Here is a 15,204-nt window from a genome sequence, read left to right as displayed (position 1 = left end):
CGAAGGGGCCATGCTCGTCGCGTCGCTGGCGATGATCCTCGTCGCCGGCGCCCTGCTGCTGTACCGCATCTGGTACGGGCCCTCGATGCTGGACCGCGCGGTCGCCCTGGACGTGGCGGCGGCGCTCATCATCGCCGGCATCGCCGTCAAGGCCGCTCACGACGGCGACTCCTTCTACTTCCCCGTGCTGCTGGTGCTCGCCTTCCTCGGCTTCACGGGCTCGGTGGGCATCGCCCGGTTCATCGCCGTACGCGACCGGCCCTCGGCGCGGGCGGACGGCACGCAGGACCACCGGTGAACGCCTGGGGTGAGGCCGCCGACCTGGTGGGGGCCGTCCTCCTGCTGCTCGGCTGCCTTCAGTGCCTGCTGGGTGTGATCGGGATGCTCCGCTTCCCCGACGTGCTCTCCCGCAGCCACGCCGCCACCAAACCGCAGACCCTGGGGATGCTCCTCGTCCTCGTCGGGGTGGCGCTGCGGCTGCGCCACGGCATCGATCTGGGCACCCTCGCGCTTATCGTCTTCTTCCAGTTCCTCACCAGCCCGGTCGCCTCCCACCTGGTGGCCCGCTCGGCCTACCGCACCGGCCAGACGGGCTCCCGGGGCCTGCTCCGGGACGATCTGGACCCGCAGTTGAGCGACGGGGAACGGCAAGGGGAGTAGCCCCACGGGACCCCCGCCGCTCACCGGGGGTTTCAGATCACGCAGCCCACGTGCGCCAGCGCCTGCTTGAGCAGCACCCCGTGTCCGCCCGGCATCTCGCTCTGCACCGCCTCGGACAGGGCCTCACGCGGATCGAACCAGACCAGGTCCAGCGCGTCCTGCCGCGGTCGGCAGTCGCCGGTCACCGGCACCACGTAGGCCAGGGAGACTGCGTGCTGCCGCGGATCGTGGTACGGCGTGACGCCGTGCGTGGGGAAGTACTCGGCCACCGTGAACGGCTGGAGCGAGGCCGGCACCCGGGGCAGCGCCACCGGGCCGAGGTCCTTCTCCAGGTGACGCAGCAGCGCGTCCCGGACCCGCTCGTGGTGCAGCACCCGCCCGGAGACCAGCGTCCGGCTGACCGTCCCGTCGGGCCCGATGCGCAGGAGCAGGCCCACGCTGGTGACTTCGCCGCTGTCGTCGACGCGCACGGGCACGGCCTCGACGTACAGGATCGGCATGCGGGCGCGTGTCATCTCCAGTTCGTCGGTCGTCAGCCAGCCCGGCGTGGTCTCGGTCATGTCAGACATCGCGTGATCATACTTTCAGCCGTTCCTGCCTCCCGGGCGGCGCTCCGGGACTGTGATGGGCGCCACGCCGCTCAGCCGTCGTCCGGCGCCTCGTCCCACGGACCGCCCGGCAGCCGCCGGCAGACAGGTTGACCGGCACCGGCAGGGTCCGCCGCCGGATGGCCGAGCATGCTCGTCGCGTACGCCGGCACGACACCGTGCAGGTCCCGCCCGGACTGCTCTCCGATCAGCGCGGGGGTCGGCTCGACCTCACCCGGACGTCCGCCGGGAACGGGGCCGCTGTCGCTCACGTCTCGGCTCCTTCCCGTGCGCCGTCCGCCGCACAACATTGTGCCGTCCGGTGATCACGCTGTCCGGCATTCGCCGCAGACGTCGAGAGGTCGGGCGGGTACTTCGGTCCAGGTTGACGGGCTGCGACACTCGGTGCCCTGGTGCGCTCCCTGTTCCACGGAGGTGATCGCACGGCCGTCCAAGTCGGAGACGTCGACCCCCCCCCCGACGAGCAGGCTGTCCCGCCATTTCCGGCGTCGTCGACCCGGTGCCAGTCGTCCTCCGAATCGGCCTCGGTGAGCAGGGCGGGCCCTGGCACCGGATTTGAGGGTGGAGGGGGAGCCGCGGGGCGAGCCGGTGGGGGCCTTTCTCGCGGCGTCCTGTGCGGCGGCCCGAACCTGTGCGGCGGTGTCCGCGGACGCCGAACCGTCGCCGCCGTCCCAGAGGCCGCGGTCGTGAGCAGCGCGCCCACCGCGAGGGCGGAGGCCACGAGACGGAAGGGGGGGACGGGACGACGGCATCGCGGGTGCCTCCCGGGACGTGACGGTGTCCTCAACGCATCACCGTGCCCGGCCCGTACCAGCGCACCGGCCGTACGCCGCGGCGGCCATGCGCCGGGGGTCGCTCAGTCCCGCCTCCCGCAGGGCGCGGGCGGTGGCCACGGCGACGGAGCCGCGGACACGGGGCGCTGAGCAGGTGGGCGAGGACCAGCAGCCGGTACAGCGGCTGCGGGGTGTCCTTCAGCCCGATGCCCGCCTCCGCGGCGTACGTCTCCCCGTGCGCGTCGACGAGTTCCCGTACGACGCGCTCCTGGTCCCGGCCCACGGTTACGGCTTCAGGGGGTCGTGCCCGACCGTCATGAGCCGGTGCCTGAGCCGGCTGTCCTCTGCCCGCGGTTCGTTCTCCAGGTCGGCCTGCGACGTCACGGTGTCCACCACCTTGCGCATCGCGCGCAGGTCGTCCTCGGTCAGGTCCGTGCGCCGCTTCTGCAGGATCGCCAGGACGTGCTGACCGAGCGGCGGACCGGCGTCGTCCGGCAACGGTTCAGTCAGCTCGCCGGAGTCGCGCACCCGGAGCCAGTCCGCGAGCTCCGCGGAGGTCATGTTCACCACGCGGTGGAAGTCCTCCCACAGCGCGTCGAGTTCGAGGGCGTCGGCCATGAGGTGCCCCTCTTCGGTCGGTCGTGCATGCGGTACGCGCGCATCGTCTCGCTCGCGCCTGACGCACCGCGCGGTCGTACGGAGCAGGGCGCAACCTCCCCCTCTCCGTGCGGGCGCGGGTGCCCATGGGGCACCGGGGCAAACGCCCCGGTGGGCAGCGTGGCGGGTGCCCCGCCGGACCCGGCCGAGGGAGCGTCGCCGAGGGACACCACGACGGGCCCGGCCGGGCCTGGGCCGGAGTTCCGGACGATCAGCGGGCGAGCACGCCGTCCAGGAAGCGCGTGACGTCCGCGAACACCTCCGCCCGGTTCGTCTCGTTGAAGAGCTCGTGCCGGGCACCCGGGTAGGTCCGCTCGGTGAGGTCGCCGCCGCTGAGTGCCTCGACGCCGGTGCGGCTGCCGGGCAACGGCACCAGCCGGTCGTCGTCGCCGTGCACCCACAGCAGGGGGAGCGGGCCCACGTCGCCGCCCTTGGCCACGGTGTCCAGGGTCCGCACGAACGCCTGAGCCGTCGGCCGCTTCATCGGGCCGTGCCACACCAGCGGGTCCGCCGCGTACGCCGCGCCGACCGCCGGGTCCCGGGAGAGCGCGGACGGGCTGACCGGGGTGTCGGGGATCTCCTGCAGGGCGAGCAGCGTGCGCGGCAGCTCCCAGTCCCCGATGACCGGCCCGGACAGCACCAGGGCGGTCAGCTCGCCGGGGTGGCGCTGGGCGTAGCGGGAGGCGATCAGGCCGCCCATCGAGTGCCCGACCATGACCACCGGCAGGTCCGGGTGGCCGGCCCGGGCCCGTTCCGCCACGGTGTGCACGTCGGTGACCACGTCCTCGAAGTCCTCGATCAGCACCCGCTCTCCGTCCGAGCGTCCGTGGCCGACGTGGTCGACGCCGTACACCGCCGCCCCGTGCCGCGTCAGCACGCCGGCCACCTCCTCGTAGCGGCCGATGTGCTCCCCGTAGCCGTGTACCAGCAGTGCCACGTACGCGGGTCGCTCGGCGGGCCACTCGCGGGCGGTGAGCCGTCCCCGCGTTCCGGCCACGTCGTGTTCGAGGGCCTCGGTCATGTCTCCTCCGGCTGCTCGGTGAAGGTCACCCGGGGATCTTCCCAGGGAGGTGTCCGGCGGTCTATAGTCCAAAACTAGCAGTGCTAATTAATGTGTCGTAACGTGTCGGTCGCCACCCGGCGGCCGAGCGACGGTCAGGAGTCACCCCGTGCGCCCCGTCCACTTCGCGGCCGCCCGCCGCACCCCGATCGGCAAGCTCCGCGGCGCCCTTTCCACCGTGCGGCCCGACGACCTCGCCGCCGCCGTGATCCGGGGCCTGGTGGCCGACGTCCCCGCGCTCGACCCCGCCCGCGTCGACGACGTCTACTGGGGCGCCGCCAACCAGGCCGGCGAGGACAACCGCAACGTCGCCCGCATGGCGGCCCTGCTCGCCGGGCTGCCCGACTCCGTCCCCGGCGCCACGGTGAACCGGCTGTGCGCCTCCGGCCTGGAGGCGGTCACCGCCGCCGCCCGCACCATCGCGGCAGGCGAGGCCGACATCGTGCTCGCGGGGGGCTCGGAGTCGATGAGCCGAGCCCCCTTCGTACTGCCCCGTCCCGACGAGGCACTGCCGCACCGCATCGAGACCGCCGACACCCGATTGGGCTGGCGCCTGGTCAACCCGGCGATGAAGGAACTGCACGGCCTGCTCGCCATGGGCGAAACCGCCGAGGAGGTCGCCGAGCGCTACGGCGTCACGCGCGAACGCCAGGACGAGTTCGCCCTGCGCAGCCACCAACTGGCCGCCGAGGCCCGGAAGTACGGCCACTTCGACGACGAACTCCTCCCCGTCGAGCGCCCCGACGGTGTGGTGGTCGAGACCGACGAGTGCGTCCGTGAGGACACCTCTGTGGAGAAGCTGGGCCGTCTGAAGCCCGTCTTCCGCCCCGGCGGCACGGTCACCGCGGGCAACGCCTCCCCGATGAACGACGGCGCCGCAGGCCTCCTCCTCGTCAGCGAGGAGGCCCTGAACGAGCTGGGGCTGGAGTCGCTGGGCCGGTACGTGGCGGGAGGGTCGGCCGGTGTCCATCCGGACGTCATGGGCATCGGCCCGGTCCCCGCCACCCGCAAGGTCCTGGCCCGCGCCGGCTGGAGCGTCGACGACCTCACGGCGGCCGAGTTCAACGAGGCGTTCGCCGCCCAGGCCCTCGCCTGCGTCGACCAGCTCGGCATTGACCCCGACCTGGTCAACCCCACCGGCGGCGCCATCGCGCTGGGCCACCCGCTCGGCTGCTCCGGCGCCCGCATCCTCACCACCCTGCTCCACCGCATGCGCCGCACGGGCGCGGCCCGCGGGCTCGCCACGATGTGCGTCGGCGTGGGACAGGGCAGCGCGGTGCTGGTCGAGCGGCACTAGCCGAACGCACGCCACCACCACCCCCTTCGCAGAGCCGCAGCAAGGAACGGAGCAACACCCCATGGCAACCCTGTCCGTCGCCGCCGTCCTCGCCGAGAACGCCCGGCGCCGTCCCGACAAGGAAGCGCTGGTCGAGGGCGACCTGCGGCTGACCTTCGCCGAGGTGTGGCAGCGGGCCCGGGCCCAGGCCGGCGCCCTCACCGGCCTGGGCGTGCGGCCGGGGGACCGGGTCGCCCTGATGGCGCCGAACACCGCCGACTTCCCGCAGGCGTACTACGCGATCGCCGCCGCCGGTGGCGTGGTCGTGCCCGTCCACCTGCTGCTGTCGTCGGCCGAGGTCGAGCACGTACTGCGCGACAGCGGCGCGACCCTGCTGCTGTGCCACCCGGCCCAGGCGGAGACCGGAGCCGCCGCCGCGCGGGAGACGGACGTCCGGATGATCACCCTCGGCGACGAGCTGGCCAAACTCGCCGCCGACGCCGAGCCGCTGCCCTCCTACGTCACCCGCGACGCCGACGACCCCGCCGTCGTCTTCTACACCAGCGGCACCACGGGCGTCCCCAAGGGCGCCGTGCTCAGCCACTTCAACCTGGTGATGAACGCGACCGTCAACGCCTTCGACGCCAACGACATCCGGCCCGACGACGTCGCCCTCGGCGCGCTGCCGCTGTTCCACGCCTTCGGCCAGACCGTCTCCCTGAACTCCACCTGGCGGGCGGGCGCCACCCTCGTCCTGCTGCCCCGCTTCGACGCGGCACGCGCGATCGAGCTGATGGTGAAGGAGAAGGTCAACACCTTCCACGGGGTGCCGACCATGTTCGTCGCCCTCGCCGCCGGGGCGAGGGACGCGGACGCCCTGCCCGACCTGCGCGTGTGCGTCTCCGGTGGTGCCTCGCTGCCCGTCGCCGTGCTGGAACGGTTCGAGGAGGCGTTCGGCGCCAAGATCTACGAGGGGTACGGGCTGTCGGAGACCTCCCCGGCGGCGGCCGTGAACCAACCGGTGTTCGGCGCCAAGCCCGGCACGATCGGACACCCGCTGTGGGGCGTGGACGTGGAGATCGCCCGCGCGGAGGTCGAGGGCAGCGTCGAGCTGCTGCCGCCCGGCGAGCTGGGTGAGGTCGTCGTACGCGGCCACAACGTCTTCTCCGGCTACCTCGGCCGTCCCGAGGCCACCGCCGAGGCGCTGGTCGACGGCTGGTTCCGCACGGGGGATCTCGGAACCAGGGACGAGGAGGGGTTCCTGCGGATCGTCGACCGGAAGAAGGACGTCGTCATCCGCGGCGGCTACAACGTCTATCCGCGCGAGGTCGAGGAAGTACTGATGCGCCACCCCGGCATCGCGCAGGTCGCCGTCATCGGCCTCCCGGACGAGCTGCACGGCGAGGAGGTGTGCGCCGTCGTCGTGCCCGCCCCGGACGCGGCGCCGGACGCCGCCGAGGTCGTCGAGTGGTCCAAGCAGCACCTCGGCAAGTACAAGTACCCGCGCCGCGTGGAGTTCGCGCGGGACCTGCCGCTGGGACCGAGCATGAAGGTGCTGAAGCGGGAACTGCGGGCGCGGTACGCCGACCGTTAGGACCGACTGGCGAGACGGTGCTTACGACGGGGGAGGCGTGCGCATAGCATCGGTGCCCGCAATGGACACCATGACGCTGTGGCACCTCACGGGCTGGGAATTCGCCGCTCTCGCCTTCGCCGCCTTCCTCGTCGGCTTCTCCAAGACCGCCGTGAGCGGCGCCAATACGGTCAGTCTCGCGATCTTCGCGGCGGTCCTGCCGGCCCGCGCCTCCACCGGCGTCCTGCTGCCGGTGCTGATCGCCGGTGACATCCTGGCGGTGCTCACCTACCGGCGCCACGCGCACTGGCCCACGCTGTGGCGGCTGTTCCCGGCGGTGGGGGCCGGCGTGATCGTGGGCACCCTCTTCCTGGTGTGGGCCGACGACGCGATCGTCCGGACGTCGATCGGCGCGATCCTGCTGCTGATGGCCGGGGTGACGGTGTGGCGCCGACGGCAGGACGACGCGGACGGGCGGTCCGACGCGGACGGGCGAGCGGAGGCGAGCGCCTCGCGGGCCGGACGTGTGAAGGCTCGCTCGTACGGCGTCCTGGGCGGTTTCACCACCATGGTCGCCAACGCGGGCGGCCCGGTGATGTCGATGTATCTCCTCTCGGCGGGCTTCCGCAAGCTCGGCTTCCTCGGCACGTCGGCCTTCTTCTTCCTGATCGTCAACGTCTCCAAGCTGCCCTTCAGCGCCGGCCTCGGTCTGATCGACGGCCGCTCGCTGCTCCTCGACGCCGCGCTCCTGGTGTTCGTGGTGCCCGGGGCGTTCATCGGCAAATGGGCCGTGAGCCGCATCGACCAGCGGTTGTTCGAGCGCCTGGTCATCGCGGCGACGGTCGTGGGCGGCCTCCAGCTCCTGGTGGCGTGACGGACGGTGGGCCGCCTGACTGATCCGAGCTGGATCCGGCTGCCCCAACTGCACCGACCGCCCCGGCGGTCCGTAGTCTCGACCCATGTCCCGCCCGTCCCCGCACGTGCTGATCCTCGGCGGCACAACCGAGGCACGCCGGCTGGCCGCCGACCTGGCGGCCCGGCCAGGCGTCCGCGTCACCACCTCCCTCGCCGGACGAGTGGCCCGCCCGGGCACCCTCGCCGGGGAGGTCCGGATCGGGGGGTTCGGCGGACCGGAAGGGCTGGCCGCGTGGCTGCGGGAGCGGCGGGTGGACGCCCTCGTCGACGCCACCCATCCCTTCGCCGAGCGGATCACGGCGAACGCCGCACGGGCCGCGGCGGCCACCGGCATCCCCGCCGTCTTCCTGCGCCGCCCGGGCTGGCAGGCCGGGCCCGGCGACCACTGGCACCCGGTCACCTCCCTCACCGAGGCCGCCGACCTGCTGCCGGGCCTCGGCCGCCGGGTCTTCCTCACCACCGGCCGCCTGGGTCTCGCCGCCTTCGCGCACGTGGCAGACGTCCACTTCCTCGTCCGCTCGGTGGAGCCCCCCGAGCCATCCCTCCCGCCGGACACCCGCGTCCTGTCGGCCCGAGGCCCGTTCACGGTGGCCGACGAGACGGCCCTCCTGCGCGAGCACCGCATCGACGTACTGGTGACCAAGGACAGTGGGGGAGCGGCCACCGCCGCCAAGCTCACGGCGGCCCGGGAGCTGGCCCTGCCGGTGGTCGTGGTCCGCAGGCCCTCGCTGCCGGAAGGCGTGCCCGTGGTGTCCGACGTGCGGGCGGTGCTGGAGCGACTGGGCCGACTGGAGTGGCCGGGCCCCGATTCGTGACCGTCCCCGCGCGTCGGGCCTCGGCATGCGTGACGGATGCGCCGCGCGCCGGGCCCGGCGCGCCGTGACTCACAGACAGGCGTGCGCGCGCGGGGGCCTCAGCCCGCTGTGACCGGCTGTGGCGGTCGACCCCATCGCCAAGCGTCTGCTCGTCGAGGATCTGAGCGGCGGCCTGCCGAACCCCGTGCGATTGTCGGCAGCGCGGTGCCGACGGTGGTCTGGTCCAGGGCGGCGAGCAGCAGGCTCAGCATGACCGTGACGAAGACGACGTTGCGGCGGCGCTTGTCCAGCAGGGGCGGTTGGGCGGGGGCGGTCCGGGGCGTTTCGTCGGCGACTGTCACACGGTCACGGTCACACCGGTGCACGGACCACGCATGCGGGGGCGGTCCGCCCGGGTACGGCCCGAACGGGCCCGGACGACCGTCGATCCGCGCGTACGGCCGCCGGTTCGGTCAGCCGCCGCCGGCGTTGCGCCGCAGCAGGTACGTGTCCATGATCCAGCCCTTGCGCTCCCGGGCCTCGGCGCGCAGCCGCTCGATGCGGGGCGCGGCCTCGGCGATCGGGCCGGAGGCGAGGATCTCGTCCGGGGTGCCTATGTAGGCGCCCCAGTAGATGTGGATGTCCTGGTCCGCGTACTGCCGGAAGGTCTGGTGGGCGTCGAGCATCACCACGACGTCGTCCACGCCCTCCGGGAAGCCCTCCGCGAGCCGCCGCCCGGTGGTGATCTGGACGGGCCGCGCCACCCGGTTCAGCCCCGTCCGGTGCCGGGCGACGAGCGAGGAGACGCTGCTGACGCCCGGCACGACGTCGTACTCGAACGACACCGTCCCGCGCTCCAGGATCTCCTCCAGGATGCCCAGCGTGCTGTCGTACAACGCAGGGTCGCCCCAAACCAGGAAGGCGCCGCTCTCGTCCTCGCCCAGCTCCTCGGCGATCAGCTGCTCGTAAATGCCGGCGCGGGCGCTGCGCCAGTCACCGACGGCGGGGGAGTACTCCGCACCGCCCGCGCTCCGGTCCCGCTCAGGGTCCCGCACCTCGACGATCCGGTACGTCCCTTCCGGTACGTGCGTCTCCAGCATCTCCCGGCGCAGCCGCACCAGGTCGGCCTTCACCTCGCCCTTGTCCAGGACGAAGAACACGTCCGTGCTCCGCAGCGCTCTGACCGCCTGCAGGGTCAACTGGTCGGGGTCGCCCGCGCCGATACCGATCACATGAATAGTCCGCACGCCACGAGTCTGCCGTACGCCACTGACAACGCCCCGGCCGGGCCGCCCAGCCCCGGCCGGGTCGCCCAGCCCCGGCCGGGTCGCCCTCAGCCGCGCAGCCGCGGCGCCCGAGCCTCCGCGTCCACAGACGCGCCGCCCTCCACCTCACCCGCCAGCGTGCGGGCCCACTCGGCGATCGCGCCCAGGTCCATCCCGTACGGCCGCTCCTGCCCGCTCCCCGCGGCCGCCCAGTCCGTCACGGCCGCGGCCCCGCGCCGCAGCAGCCTGGCCCCGCCGGTGACGTTGCCACGGGCCGCGTGCGTGAGGCCCACGGCCAGCTGGGCCATCCCCCGCCACAGCTCCCGCTCCTGCTCGGGCCCCGACTTCCAGGCGTCCTCGAAGACCTCGTGCGCGTGGAACGGCTTTCCCTCGTCGAGCAGCCGCTGTGCCTCGGCGACCGTCTCCCCGGGGGCGCGCACCACACCCTCGGGCTGGCGGGGGACACCGGCCGCGCTGTACGGCAGCGGGCGTCCGAGTCCGTCGCGCGGCCTGGCGTTGCGCGCCCGCCCCTCGCCGTCGCGGTCCCGCGCGTCCTCGGGCCGGCCGGAGTCCGTGCGGTCCGCCGTCGCGCTGTCCATGGGGCTGTCGGCCTGGCTGTCCATAAGCCGATTGTGCCTCGCCCGTGCCCGCTTAGGCGTGGCCCGGGATGTGAGGTAAAGTGCTGTCCGCGTGATCGCGCGGTTCACCGCGTGTTAGCACACCGGGACGTGGCGCAGCTTGGTAGCGCACTTGACTGGGGGTCAAGGGGTCGCAGGTTCAAATCCTGTCGTCCCGACTGGAGACAGTCGCAGGTCAGGGCCGGATTCGGAGGCATCCGAGACCGGCCCTTGATCATTCTCGAGGGCCGGTGATTGCGGGAACTCGCCGCGAGCTGGCGGTGCGAGGATTTCGGTGCCGGCCGTCAGAACAGGCCGTTGCCCGGCGCGGCCGCCGGTCCGGACGCGAAGCGCGTGAAGTGGGCGGGCGGGTGGTCGATGGGCAGGTCGGGCCGCCATGCGGTGAGGATCTGGGCGCTGCACACGAACAGGCCGTCGGGGAGCTGATCGAGCGGGTACCACGCCCAGTCGCCGACGTTTTCGTCCGGCCGCGTGGCCGGATGCCCTTGCCAGGCGCGGACGAGCGCACCGACGGTGACCCGCAGGACACCTTCGACGCGGTCGACGAGCGTGCCCGAGAGTCCCACGTCCTCGGCTCGGGCGATCAAGCCGGTCTCCTCGGCGAGTTCGCGGATCACTGCGTCCGCGAAGGATTCCCCGGCCTCCACGCTTCCGCCGGGCAGTTCGAGGGTGCCGCGGCGGTGCCGGCCCAGCAGGATGGCCTGTTCACTGATCAGGATCGCTCCGACGCCGACGGCCGCGTGTGCGGCCGGCGACCGGGCGCCGCGGGGGCGGCTGGAGACGCGCGCCCGTCGGTCGGGCAGGCGCCGGGCGCGGATGAGTTGCTGGATGACCCTGGCGCTGTCGTCGGGGTGTGGCAGCAGGTCGATGGCCCCGACGCGAAAGCCGTAGGAGGTGAGCAGGTCCTCCCACAGCTGTGGCGCCAGAACCCACATCTGCGTCGGCAAGGGTGGGTCGTCGCGCAGCAGGATCATCTGCTCGCGCGGCGCCACCTGCGTGGACGGGCCGCGGCCGTGCCAGGGTCTTTGAAAAGTCTCGAGGTGGGTGGTTCGCCTGCTGGGCACTGGATGTGACGGCTTGTCGACTTCTGTCGGCAGCGACCCTGGACGCAGAACAGGCATGGCCGCTGGTGATCATGTGGGTGTCGAGTCCGTATGAGCACCGAGCGAGTCCATGCCTGCGCGCCCATCTTCCCGCATGCCGTCATACCTCCGGAAACTGGGGGACGCCTCCGACCCTGTCCCGCTGGAAACGGCCGCTGACCTGCGGAGTTATCTGGCCGCGGTGTCTGACCCGCGGGCCCGTCGCGGCATCCGTCACCCGTGGGCGGCCCTGCTGACCGCTGCGGCCGCCGCCGTTCTGGCTGGCGCCGCCTCGATCACGGCGATTGGAGAGTGGGTCGCCGACGCCCCGCAGCGCGTCCTGTCCCTGCTCGGGTTCCGCCCCGACCCGCTGACCGGTCTGATCCGGCCGCCCCACGCCACGACCATCCGTCTCGTCCTGGCCGCCGTGGACGGTGACGCACTCGACCGCGCCATCGGTGACTTTCTCCAGGAACGCAAGGCCCCGGCCTCCGGACGCAAGGTCATCGCTGTCGACGGCAAGACACTCCGCGGCTCTCGCACCGCCAGGCGGCCGGCCATCGCTCTGATCGCCGCGATGACCCATAGCGGCCATGTCCTCGCCCAACGGCAGGTCGACGGGAAGAGCAACGAGATCCCGGCCTTCGCCCCACTTCTCGACGGCGTCGACCTGACTGGCGCGGTGATCACCGCGGACGCCCTGCACACCCAGCACGACCACGCCACCTACCTGCATAAACGCGGGGCGCACTACCTGGCCGTGATCAAGAGGAATCACCCCGGGCTGCACGAGAAGGTCCGCCGCCTGCCCTGGCGTGACGTCCGCCTGGATCACTACGAACGCGGCCGGGGCCACCACCGCGACGAGGTCCGCCGTCTGAAGACGGCCGCGTTCGCTCACCTCGACTACCCGCACGCCCGCCAGGCCCTCCAAGTCGTGCGCTGGAGAAGGGACCTGGGCACGGGCAAGCTCTCGATCGAGCGCGTCTACCTGGTCACGAGCCTGCCGCCCGGCGCGGCCGACGGCAGCGAACTCGCTGCTTGGATCCGCGGCCACTGGCGCATCGAGAACCAGCTCCACCACGTCCGCGACCGCACCTTCCACGAGGACGCCTCGAAGATCCGTACCCGCCACCTGCCCCGCGTCATGGCCGGCCTGCGCAACCTCGCCGTCGGCGTCCACCGCCAGGACGGCCACATCAATATCGCAGCCGCCCTTCGCCACACCGCCCGAGACCACCTGCGGCCCCTCACCGCCCTCGGGCTGGCATGACGAACCCGGACACAAGATCACTTCTCAAAGACCCTGCCCCACCACCAGACACAACCCAGCACTCAAAACAAAACACCAACCACTGAAAACCGGAACCCGACCATCACCCGGACCTCAGTCCTCCGGCGTCCAAGCCGCCACCAGCTCCAGCAGCCCCGGGAACCGCGCGTTCAGATCGTCGACGCGCACATGGCTGCGGCGCTCGAGCCCGTACTGGCGCTGGCGCGTGACACCCGCCTCGCGCAGCGCCTTGAAGTGGTGCGTGAGCGAGGACTTGGGGCGGTCGAAGCCGAACCAGCCGCAGGTGTGGTCGAAGTTCTCCGATTCCAGGAGGAGCTTGCGGACGATCGTCAGGCGCAGCGGGTCGCTGAGCGCGCCGAGCACGGTCTCCAGGCGCAGTTCGTCGACGGCCGGTTCCGGCAAGGGTTGGGGCAGGTCGGACGGCTCGGGGAGCGCCTTGAAGGGGGGTGCGGCGGCCGGGCTGGCGGGCATAGGCAACTCCTCATAACGCCATTCCTATGTACGACTTCGATCGTACTGCATGCTAAGTTCGACTCTAGTCGTACTGCTGCAGTGTCGGCAGGCCAGATCGGGAGGAACCGTCATGTCCGAGCCCCGGACCGCATCCGTATCCGCCGTCGAGGGGCGGCGCCGGCCAGAAACGGCGCAGGCCGTGGCGCCGCTGTGGTGGGTGTGGCTCGCCGCCTGGCCGGTGACGGCCGTGTTCGTGCTCTCGAACGCGGCGACCCCGCTGTACGTGCTGTGGCAGCGAGACATCGGGTTCTCCAAGGGCACCCTGACCGTGGTGTTCGCCTTCTACATCGTCGGTCTCATCGGGTCGCTGCTCGTCTCCGGCGTGGTCTCCGACCGGTTCGGGCGGAAGCCCGTCCTGCTGCCTGCCCTCGGGCTCGCGCTCGCGGCCTGCCTGATCTTCGCGACCGCCACCAGCGTGGCCGCGCTCATCGTGGCCCGGCTGTTCACCGGCATCGCGGTCGGCGCCGTCGTCTCGGCCGGGATGGCTGCGGTGACCGATGTTGCCGGTCCCGAGCGCAAGCGGATTGCCGCTCTGCTCGCCTCCTGCGCGATGGTCTTCGGGGCGGGGCTCGGCCCGCTGCTTGCCGGGGTGCTCTCCGAGAAGGCGCCCGCGCCGACCGTCACCGTCTTCGTCGTCGAGACCGTGCTTCTGGCCACCGCGGTGCTCACCGTGCTGCGCATGCCCCTGCGCCGTCCCGAGGCGCACGCCAAGGGCGCCTGGATCCGGGTGCCCGGCGTCCCGCGCGGCAACGGCCGCCAGCTCACCCTGGGCATCGCGGTGTTCGCGCCCGGCATCACCGCCACGTCCTTCGTGCTCTCACTCGGCCCCTCCCTCCTGGCCGGGCTGCTCGGCACCACCAGCCGGATCGTCGCCGGGGCCATGGCGTTCGTGATGTTCCTCGCCGCGACCGGTGTGCAGTTCGCCGTGCAGCGGCTGAAGCGGCGTACCATCCTCACCGCCGGCGCGGTCAGCACCACGCTGAGCATGATCGCGCTGATCACCGCCGTGCACACCTCCTCGGTGCCGGTCCTGATCGCCTCCGCGCTGCTGGCCGGCGCGGGCCAGGGCATGGGCCAGCTCGGCGGTCTGTCGCTGCTCAACTCGAGCATCCCGCCGCAGCGCCTCGCCGAGGCCAACGCCGCGTTCAACGTGGGCGGTTACATCCCGGCGGGCATCCTGCCCGTCTCGGCCGGCTACCTCAGCGACGCGGTCGGCCTGACCGACGGCGCCACCGTCTTCGGCACCGTCCTAATGGGCCTCGCGGTCATCGGGGGCCTCGTCGTACGGGCCACCCGGCGTCAGGTGACGGACCCGGCCTGAGGACCCGCGCCGAGCGACCCGGCGCGCGCTCGGGGAGCGGTGCACCACTGGACGGCGGTGGTGCACCGCTCCCCGGGCACACGCCGTGCCCGCTCAGTGCGACCGCAGCGCCTGGAAGAGCAGTTCGCTCAGGTCCTGCCAGCGCGCCGCCACGTCCGCCCGGCCGCTGAGCACGTCAGAGACGTGCTGCGACCCGAAGAAGGCCGCGACCAGGGAGTGCGCCGCCTTGGCCGGGACGACGCCCGGCCGCAGCTCACCGGCCTCCTGGGCGGAGGTCAGCAGGGACTCCAGAAGGGAGATCCAGTCGACGTACGGAGTCGGCAACTCGGCGTCGATGTACGGGCGTTCGATCTGCAGTCGAGCCCCGGCCTGCACCAGCACGTCGTTCTGGAACGCGAGGGCGGCCCGCTCCAGCATGCGTGCGGCCGTCCGGAGCGGGCCGAGCTGCTCCGCCGTGACCTCCTCGAGAATTTTCGGCCAACGTGCGTAGTGCTCCTCCACGATGGCCACGGCCAGGGCTTCCTTGGTCGGGTAGTGGAAGTACACGGCACCCTTGGTCATCTCCACCCGGTCGGCCACGTCCTTGACCGAGGTCTGGCGGAAGCCGTACTGGGTGAAGAGTTCTGCGGCTCCGTTGAGGACCCGCAGCCGGGTCCTGGCCGAGCGCTCCTGCTTGGGGTCGGAGCCTCTCCTGGCCGGGATTCTCCTGGGCGTGAACGCGTTGACCTGCGGCTCTTGCATGAGGGGTGGTCCTGTCTTCAGTTGGTCTTCGTCT

18 protein-coding genes, 1 tRNA gene and 1 pseudogene are annotated in these 15,204 nt (G+C 72.3%); 9 read left to right on the top strand and 11 right to left on the bottom strand.

Annotated features, from left to right (window positions below; genetic code table 11):
* Window positions 1-10: 10 nt before the first annotated feature.
* Both IE142_RS29050 and mnhG read left to right on the top strand, forming a co-directional pair.
* Window positions 11-298, top strand: a complete 288-nt coding sequence (locus IE142_RS29050) for an MrpF/PhaF family protein (protein ID WP_370466432.1) — start codon at window positions 11-13, stop codon at window positions 296-298.
* Window positions 295-660 (top strand): monovalent cation/H(+) antiporter subunit G, encoded by a 366-nt coding sequence (mnhG, locus tag IE142_RS29045; protein ID WP_191888490.1) that lies wholly within the window; start codon window positions 295-297, stop codon window positions 658-660. Before IE142_RS29050 ends, mnhG begins: the two co-directional genes overlap by 4 nt.
* Before the next feature lie 32 nt (window positions 661-692).
* Here mnhG and IE142_RS29040 read toward each other — a convergent pair whose 3' ends face one another.
* From IE142_RS29040 to IE142_RS29020, 5 genes and pseudogenes are all read right to left on the bottom strand, one after another.
* The gene (locus tag IE142_RS29040; RefSeq protein WP_179342632.1) at window positions 693-1,220 is read right to left on the bottom strand and encodes an NUDIX hydrolase family protein; all 528 of its coding nucleotides are present in this window, start codon (window positions 1,218-1,220) and stop codon (window positions 693-695) included.
* An 80-nt stretch (window positions 1,221-1,300) separates the two neighbouring features.
* The gene (locus IE142_RS29035; protein WP_191888489.1) at window positions 1,301-1,519 is read right to left on the bottom strand and encodes a hypothetical protein; all 219 of its coding nucleotides are present in this window, start codon (window positions 1,517-1,519) and stop codon (window positions 1,301-1,303) included.
* Between the two features lie 573 nt (window positions 1,520-2,092).
* Window positions 2,093-2,324: pseudogene (locus IE142_RS29030) on the bottom strand (endonuclease); the annotation flags it as partial.
* Window positions 2,325-2,326: 2 nt separating this feature from the next.
* Window positions 2,327-2,659 (bottom strand): DUF3140 domain-containing protein, encoded by a 333-nt coding sequence (locus IE142_RS29025; protein WP_043377532.1) that lies wholly within the window; start codon window positions 2,657-2,659, stop codon window positions 2,327-2,329.
* Window positions 2,660-2,909: 250 nt separating this feature from the next.
* Window positions 2,910-3,719, bottom strand: a complete 810-nt coding sequence (locus tag IE142_RS29020) for an alpha/beta hydrolase (protein WP_191888488.1) — start codon at window positions 3,717-3,719, stop codon at window positions 2,910-2,912.
* A gap of 148 nt (window positions 3,720-3,867) precedes the next feature.
* Between IE142_RS29020 and IE142_RS29015 the strand changes: the two genes are divergently transcribed.
* The 4 genes from IE142_RS29015 to IE142_RS29000 all read left to right on the top strand — a co-directional run bounded on the left by IE142_RS29015 (window position 3,868) and on the right by IE142_RS29000 (window position 8,337).
* Window positions 3,868-5,055, top strand: a complete 1,188-nt coding sequence (locus tag IE142_RS29015; RefSeq protein WP_043377529.1) for a thiolase family protein — start codon at window positions 3,868-3,870, stop codon at window positions 5,053-5,055.
* Window positions 5,056-5,116: 61 nt separating this feature from the next.
* Window positions 5,117-6,628 carry a long-chain-fatty-acid--CoA ligase gene (locus tag IE142_RS29010; protein WP_191888487.1) on the top strand — a complete coding sequence of 504 codons (1,512 nt, stop codon included), beginning with the start codon at window positions 5,117-5,119 and terminating at the stop codon, window positions 6,626-6,628.
* A 61-nt stretch (window positions 6,629-6,689) separates the two neighbouring features.
* Window positions 6,690-7,481: a sulfite exporter TauE/SafE family protein gene (locus tag IE142_RS29005; RefSeq protein ID WP_191888486.1), complete on the top strand. Its 792-nt coding sequence runs from the start codon at window positions 6,690-6,692 to the stop codon at window positions 7,479-7,481.
* Window positions 7,482-7,566: 85 nt separating this feature from the next.
* Entirely contained in the window at window positions 7,567-8,337 is a 771-nt protein-coding gene (locus IE142_RS29000) for a cobalt-precorrin-6A reductase (RefSeq protein WP_191888485.1), read from the top strand.
* A 98-nt stretch (window positions 8,338-8,435) separates the two neighbouring features.
* Here IE142_RS29000 and IE142_RS28995 read toward each other — a convergent pair whose 3' ends face one another.
* From IE142_RS28995 to IE142_RS28985, 3 genes are all read right to left on the bottom strand, one after another.
* Window positions 8,436-8,678: a hypothetical protein gene (locus IE142_RS28995; protein WP_191888522.1), complete on the bottom strand. Its 243-nt coding sequence runs from the start codon at window positions 8,676-8,678 to the stop codon at window positions 8,436-8,438.
* Window positions 8,679-8,789: 111 nt separating this feature from the next.
* Window positions 8,790-9,563, bottom strand: a complete 774-nt coding sequence (cobF, locus tag IE142_RS28990) for a precorrin-6A synthase (deacetylating) (RefSeq protein WP_191888484.1) — start codon at window positions 9,561-9,563, stop codon at window positions 8,790-8,792.
* Between the two features lie 86 nt (window positions 9,564-9,649).
* Window positions 9,650-10,204 (bottom strand): DUF309 domain-containing protein, encoded by a 555-nt coding sequence (locus IE142_RS28985; protein ID WP_191888483.1) that lies wholly within the window; start codon window positions 10,202-10,204, stop codon window positions 9,650-9,652.
* A 99-nt stretch (window positions 10,205-10,303) separates the two neighbouring features.
* Between IE142_RS28985 and IE142_RS28980 the strand changes: the two genes are divergently transcribed.
* Window positions 10,304-10,377 (top strand) — tRNA-Pro (locus IE142_RS28980).
* Window positions 10,378-10,503: 126 nt separating this feature from the next.
* Here the strand turns inward: IE142_RS28980 and IE142_RS28975 are convergent.
* Entirely contained in the window at window positions 10,504-11,283 is a 780-nt protein-coding gene (locus tag IE142_RS28975; RefSeq protein ID WP_229830952.1) for a nucleotide triphosphate diphosphatase NUDT15, read from the bottom strand.
* Between the two features lie 109 nt (window positions 11,284-11,392).
* Between IE142_RS28975 and IE142_RS28970 the strand changes: the two genes are divergently transcribed.
* Entirely contained in the window at window positions 11,393-12,574 is a 1,182-nt protein-coding gene (locus tag IE142_RS28970) for an ISAs1 family transposase (RefSeq protein WP_440862274.1), read from the top strand.
* Between the two features lie 114 nt (window positions 12,575-12,688).
* Here the strand turns inward: IE142_RS28970 and IE142_RS28965 are convergent, their stop codons facing one another.
* Window positions 12,689-13,066: an ArsR/SmtB family transcription factor gene (locus tag IE142_RS28965; protein WP_191888481.1), complete on the bottom strand. Its 378-nt coding sequence runs from the start codon at window positions 13,064-13,066 to the stop codon at window positions 12,689-12,691.
* Window positions 13,067-13,178: 112 nt separating this feature from the next.
* Here IE142_RS28965 and IE142_RS28960 point away from each other — a divergent pair, with 112 nt between their 5' ends.
* Window positions 13,179-14,429: an MFS transporter gene (locus tag IE142_RS28960; protein WP_191888480.1), complete on the top strand. Its 1,251-nt coding sequence runs from the start codon at window positions 13,179-13,181 to the stop codon at window positions 14,427-14,429.
* Window positions 14,430-14,522: 93 nt separating this feature from the next.
* On the opposite strand, the gene IE142_RS28955 is transcribed toward IE142_RS28960, so the two are convergent.
* On the bottom strand, window positions 14,523-15,170 hold the full coding sequence (locus tag IE142_RS28955; RefSeq protein WP_191888479.1) for a ScbR family autoregulator-binding transcription factor: 648 nt from the start codon (window positions 15,168-15,170) through the stop codon (window positions 14,523-14,525).
* Between the last annotated feature and the right edge of the window lie 34 nt (window positions 15,171-15,204).

The organism is Streptomyces mutabilis (genome assembly GCF_014649815.1).
Classification (GTDB): domain Bacteria; phylum Actinomycetota; class Actinomycetes; order Streptomycetales; family Streptomycetaceae; genus Streptomyces; species Streptomyces mutabilis.
The sequence above is the reverse complement of the archived record's forward strand: the minus strand, read 5'-3'. Positions and strand labels throughout refer to the sequence as shown.

Bases quoted from the DNA above. Each gene is read 5' to 3' on its own strand.
- IE142_RS28960 (WP_191888480.1), top strand. From the start codon at position 13,179: ATGTCCGAGCCCCGGACCGCATCCGTATCCGCCGTCGAGGGGCGGCGC.
- IE142_RS28970 (WP_440862274.1), top strand. From the start codon at position 11,393: ATGCCTGCGCGCCCATCTTCCCGCATGCCGTCATACCTCCGGAAACTG.
- IE142_RS29040 (WP_179342632.1), bottom strand. From the start codon at position 1,220: ATGACCGAGACCACGCCGGGCTGGCTGACGACCGACGAACTGGAGATG.
- IE142_RS28985 (WP_191888483.1), bottom strand. From the start codon at position 10,204: ATGGACAGCCAGGCCGACAGCCCCATGGACAGCGCGACGGCGGACCGC.
- IE142_RS28965 (WP_191888481.1), bottom strand. From the start codon at position 13,066: ATGCCCGCCAGCCCGGCCGCCGCACCCCCCTTCAAGGCGCTCCCCGAG.
- IE142_RS28955 (WP_191888479.1), bottom strand. From the start codon at position 15,170: ATGCAAGAGCCGCAGGTCAACGCGTTCACGCCCAGGAGAATCCCGGCC.
- IE142_RS29005 (WP_191888486.1), top strand. From the start codon at position 6,690: ATGGACACCATGACGCTGTGGCACCTCACGGGCTGGGAATTCGCCGCT.
- IE142_RS29050 (WP_370466432.1), top strand. From the start codon at position 11: ATGCTCGTCGCGTCGCTGGCGATGATCCTCGTCGCCGGCGCCCTGCTG.
- IE142_RS29025 (WP_043377532.1), bottom strand. From the start codon at position 2,659: ATGGCCGACGCCCTCGAACTCGACGCGCTGTGGGAGGACTTCCACCGC.
- IE142_RS29000 (WP_191888485.1), top strand. From the start codon at position 7,567: ATGTCCCGCCCGTCCCCGCACGTGCTGATCCTCGGCGGCACAACCGAG.
- IE142_RS29020 (WP_191888488.1), bottom strand. From the start codon at position 3,719: ATGACCGAGGCCCTCGAACACGACGTGGCCGGAACGCGGGGACGGCTC.
- IE142_RS29010 (WP_191888487.1), top strand. From the start codon at position 5,117: ATGGCAACCCTGTCCGTCGCCGCCGTCCTCGCCGAGAACGCCCGGCGC.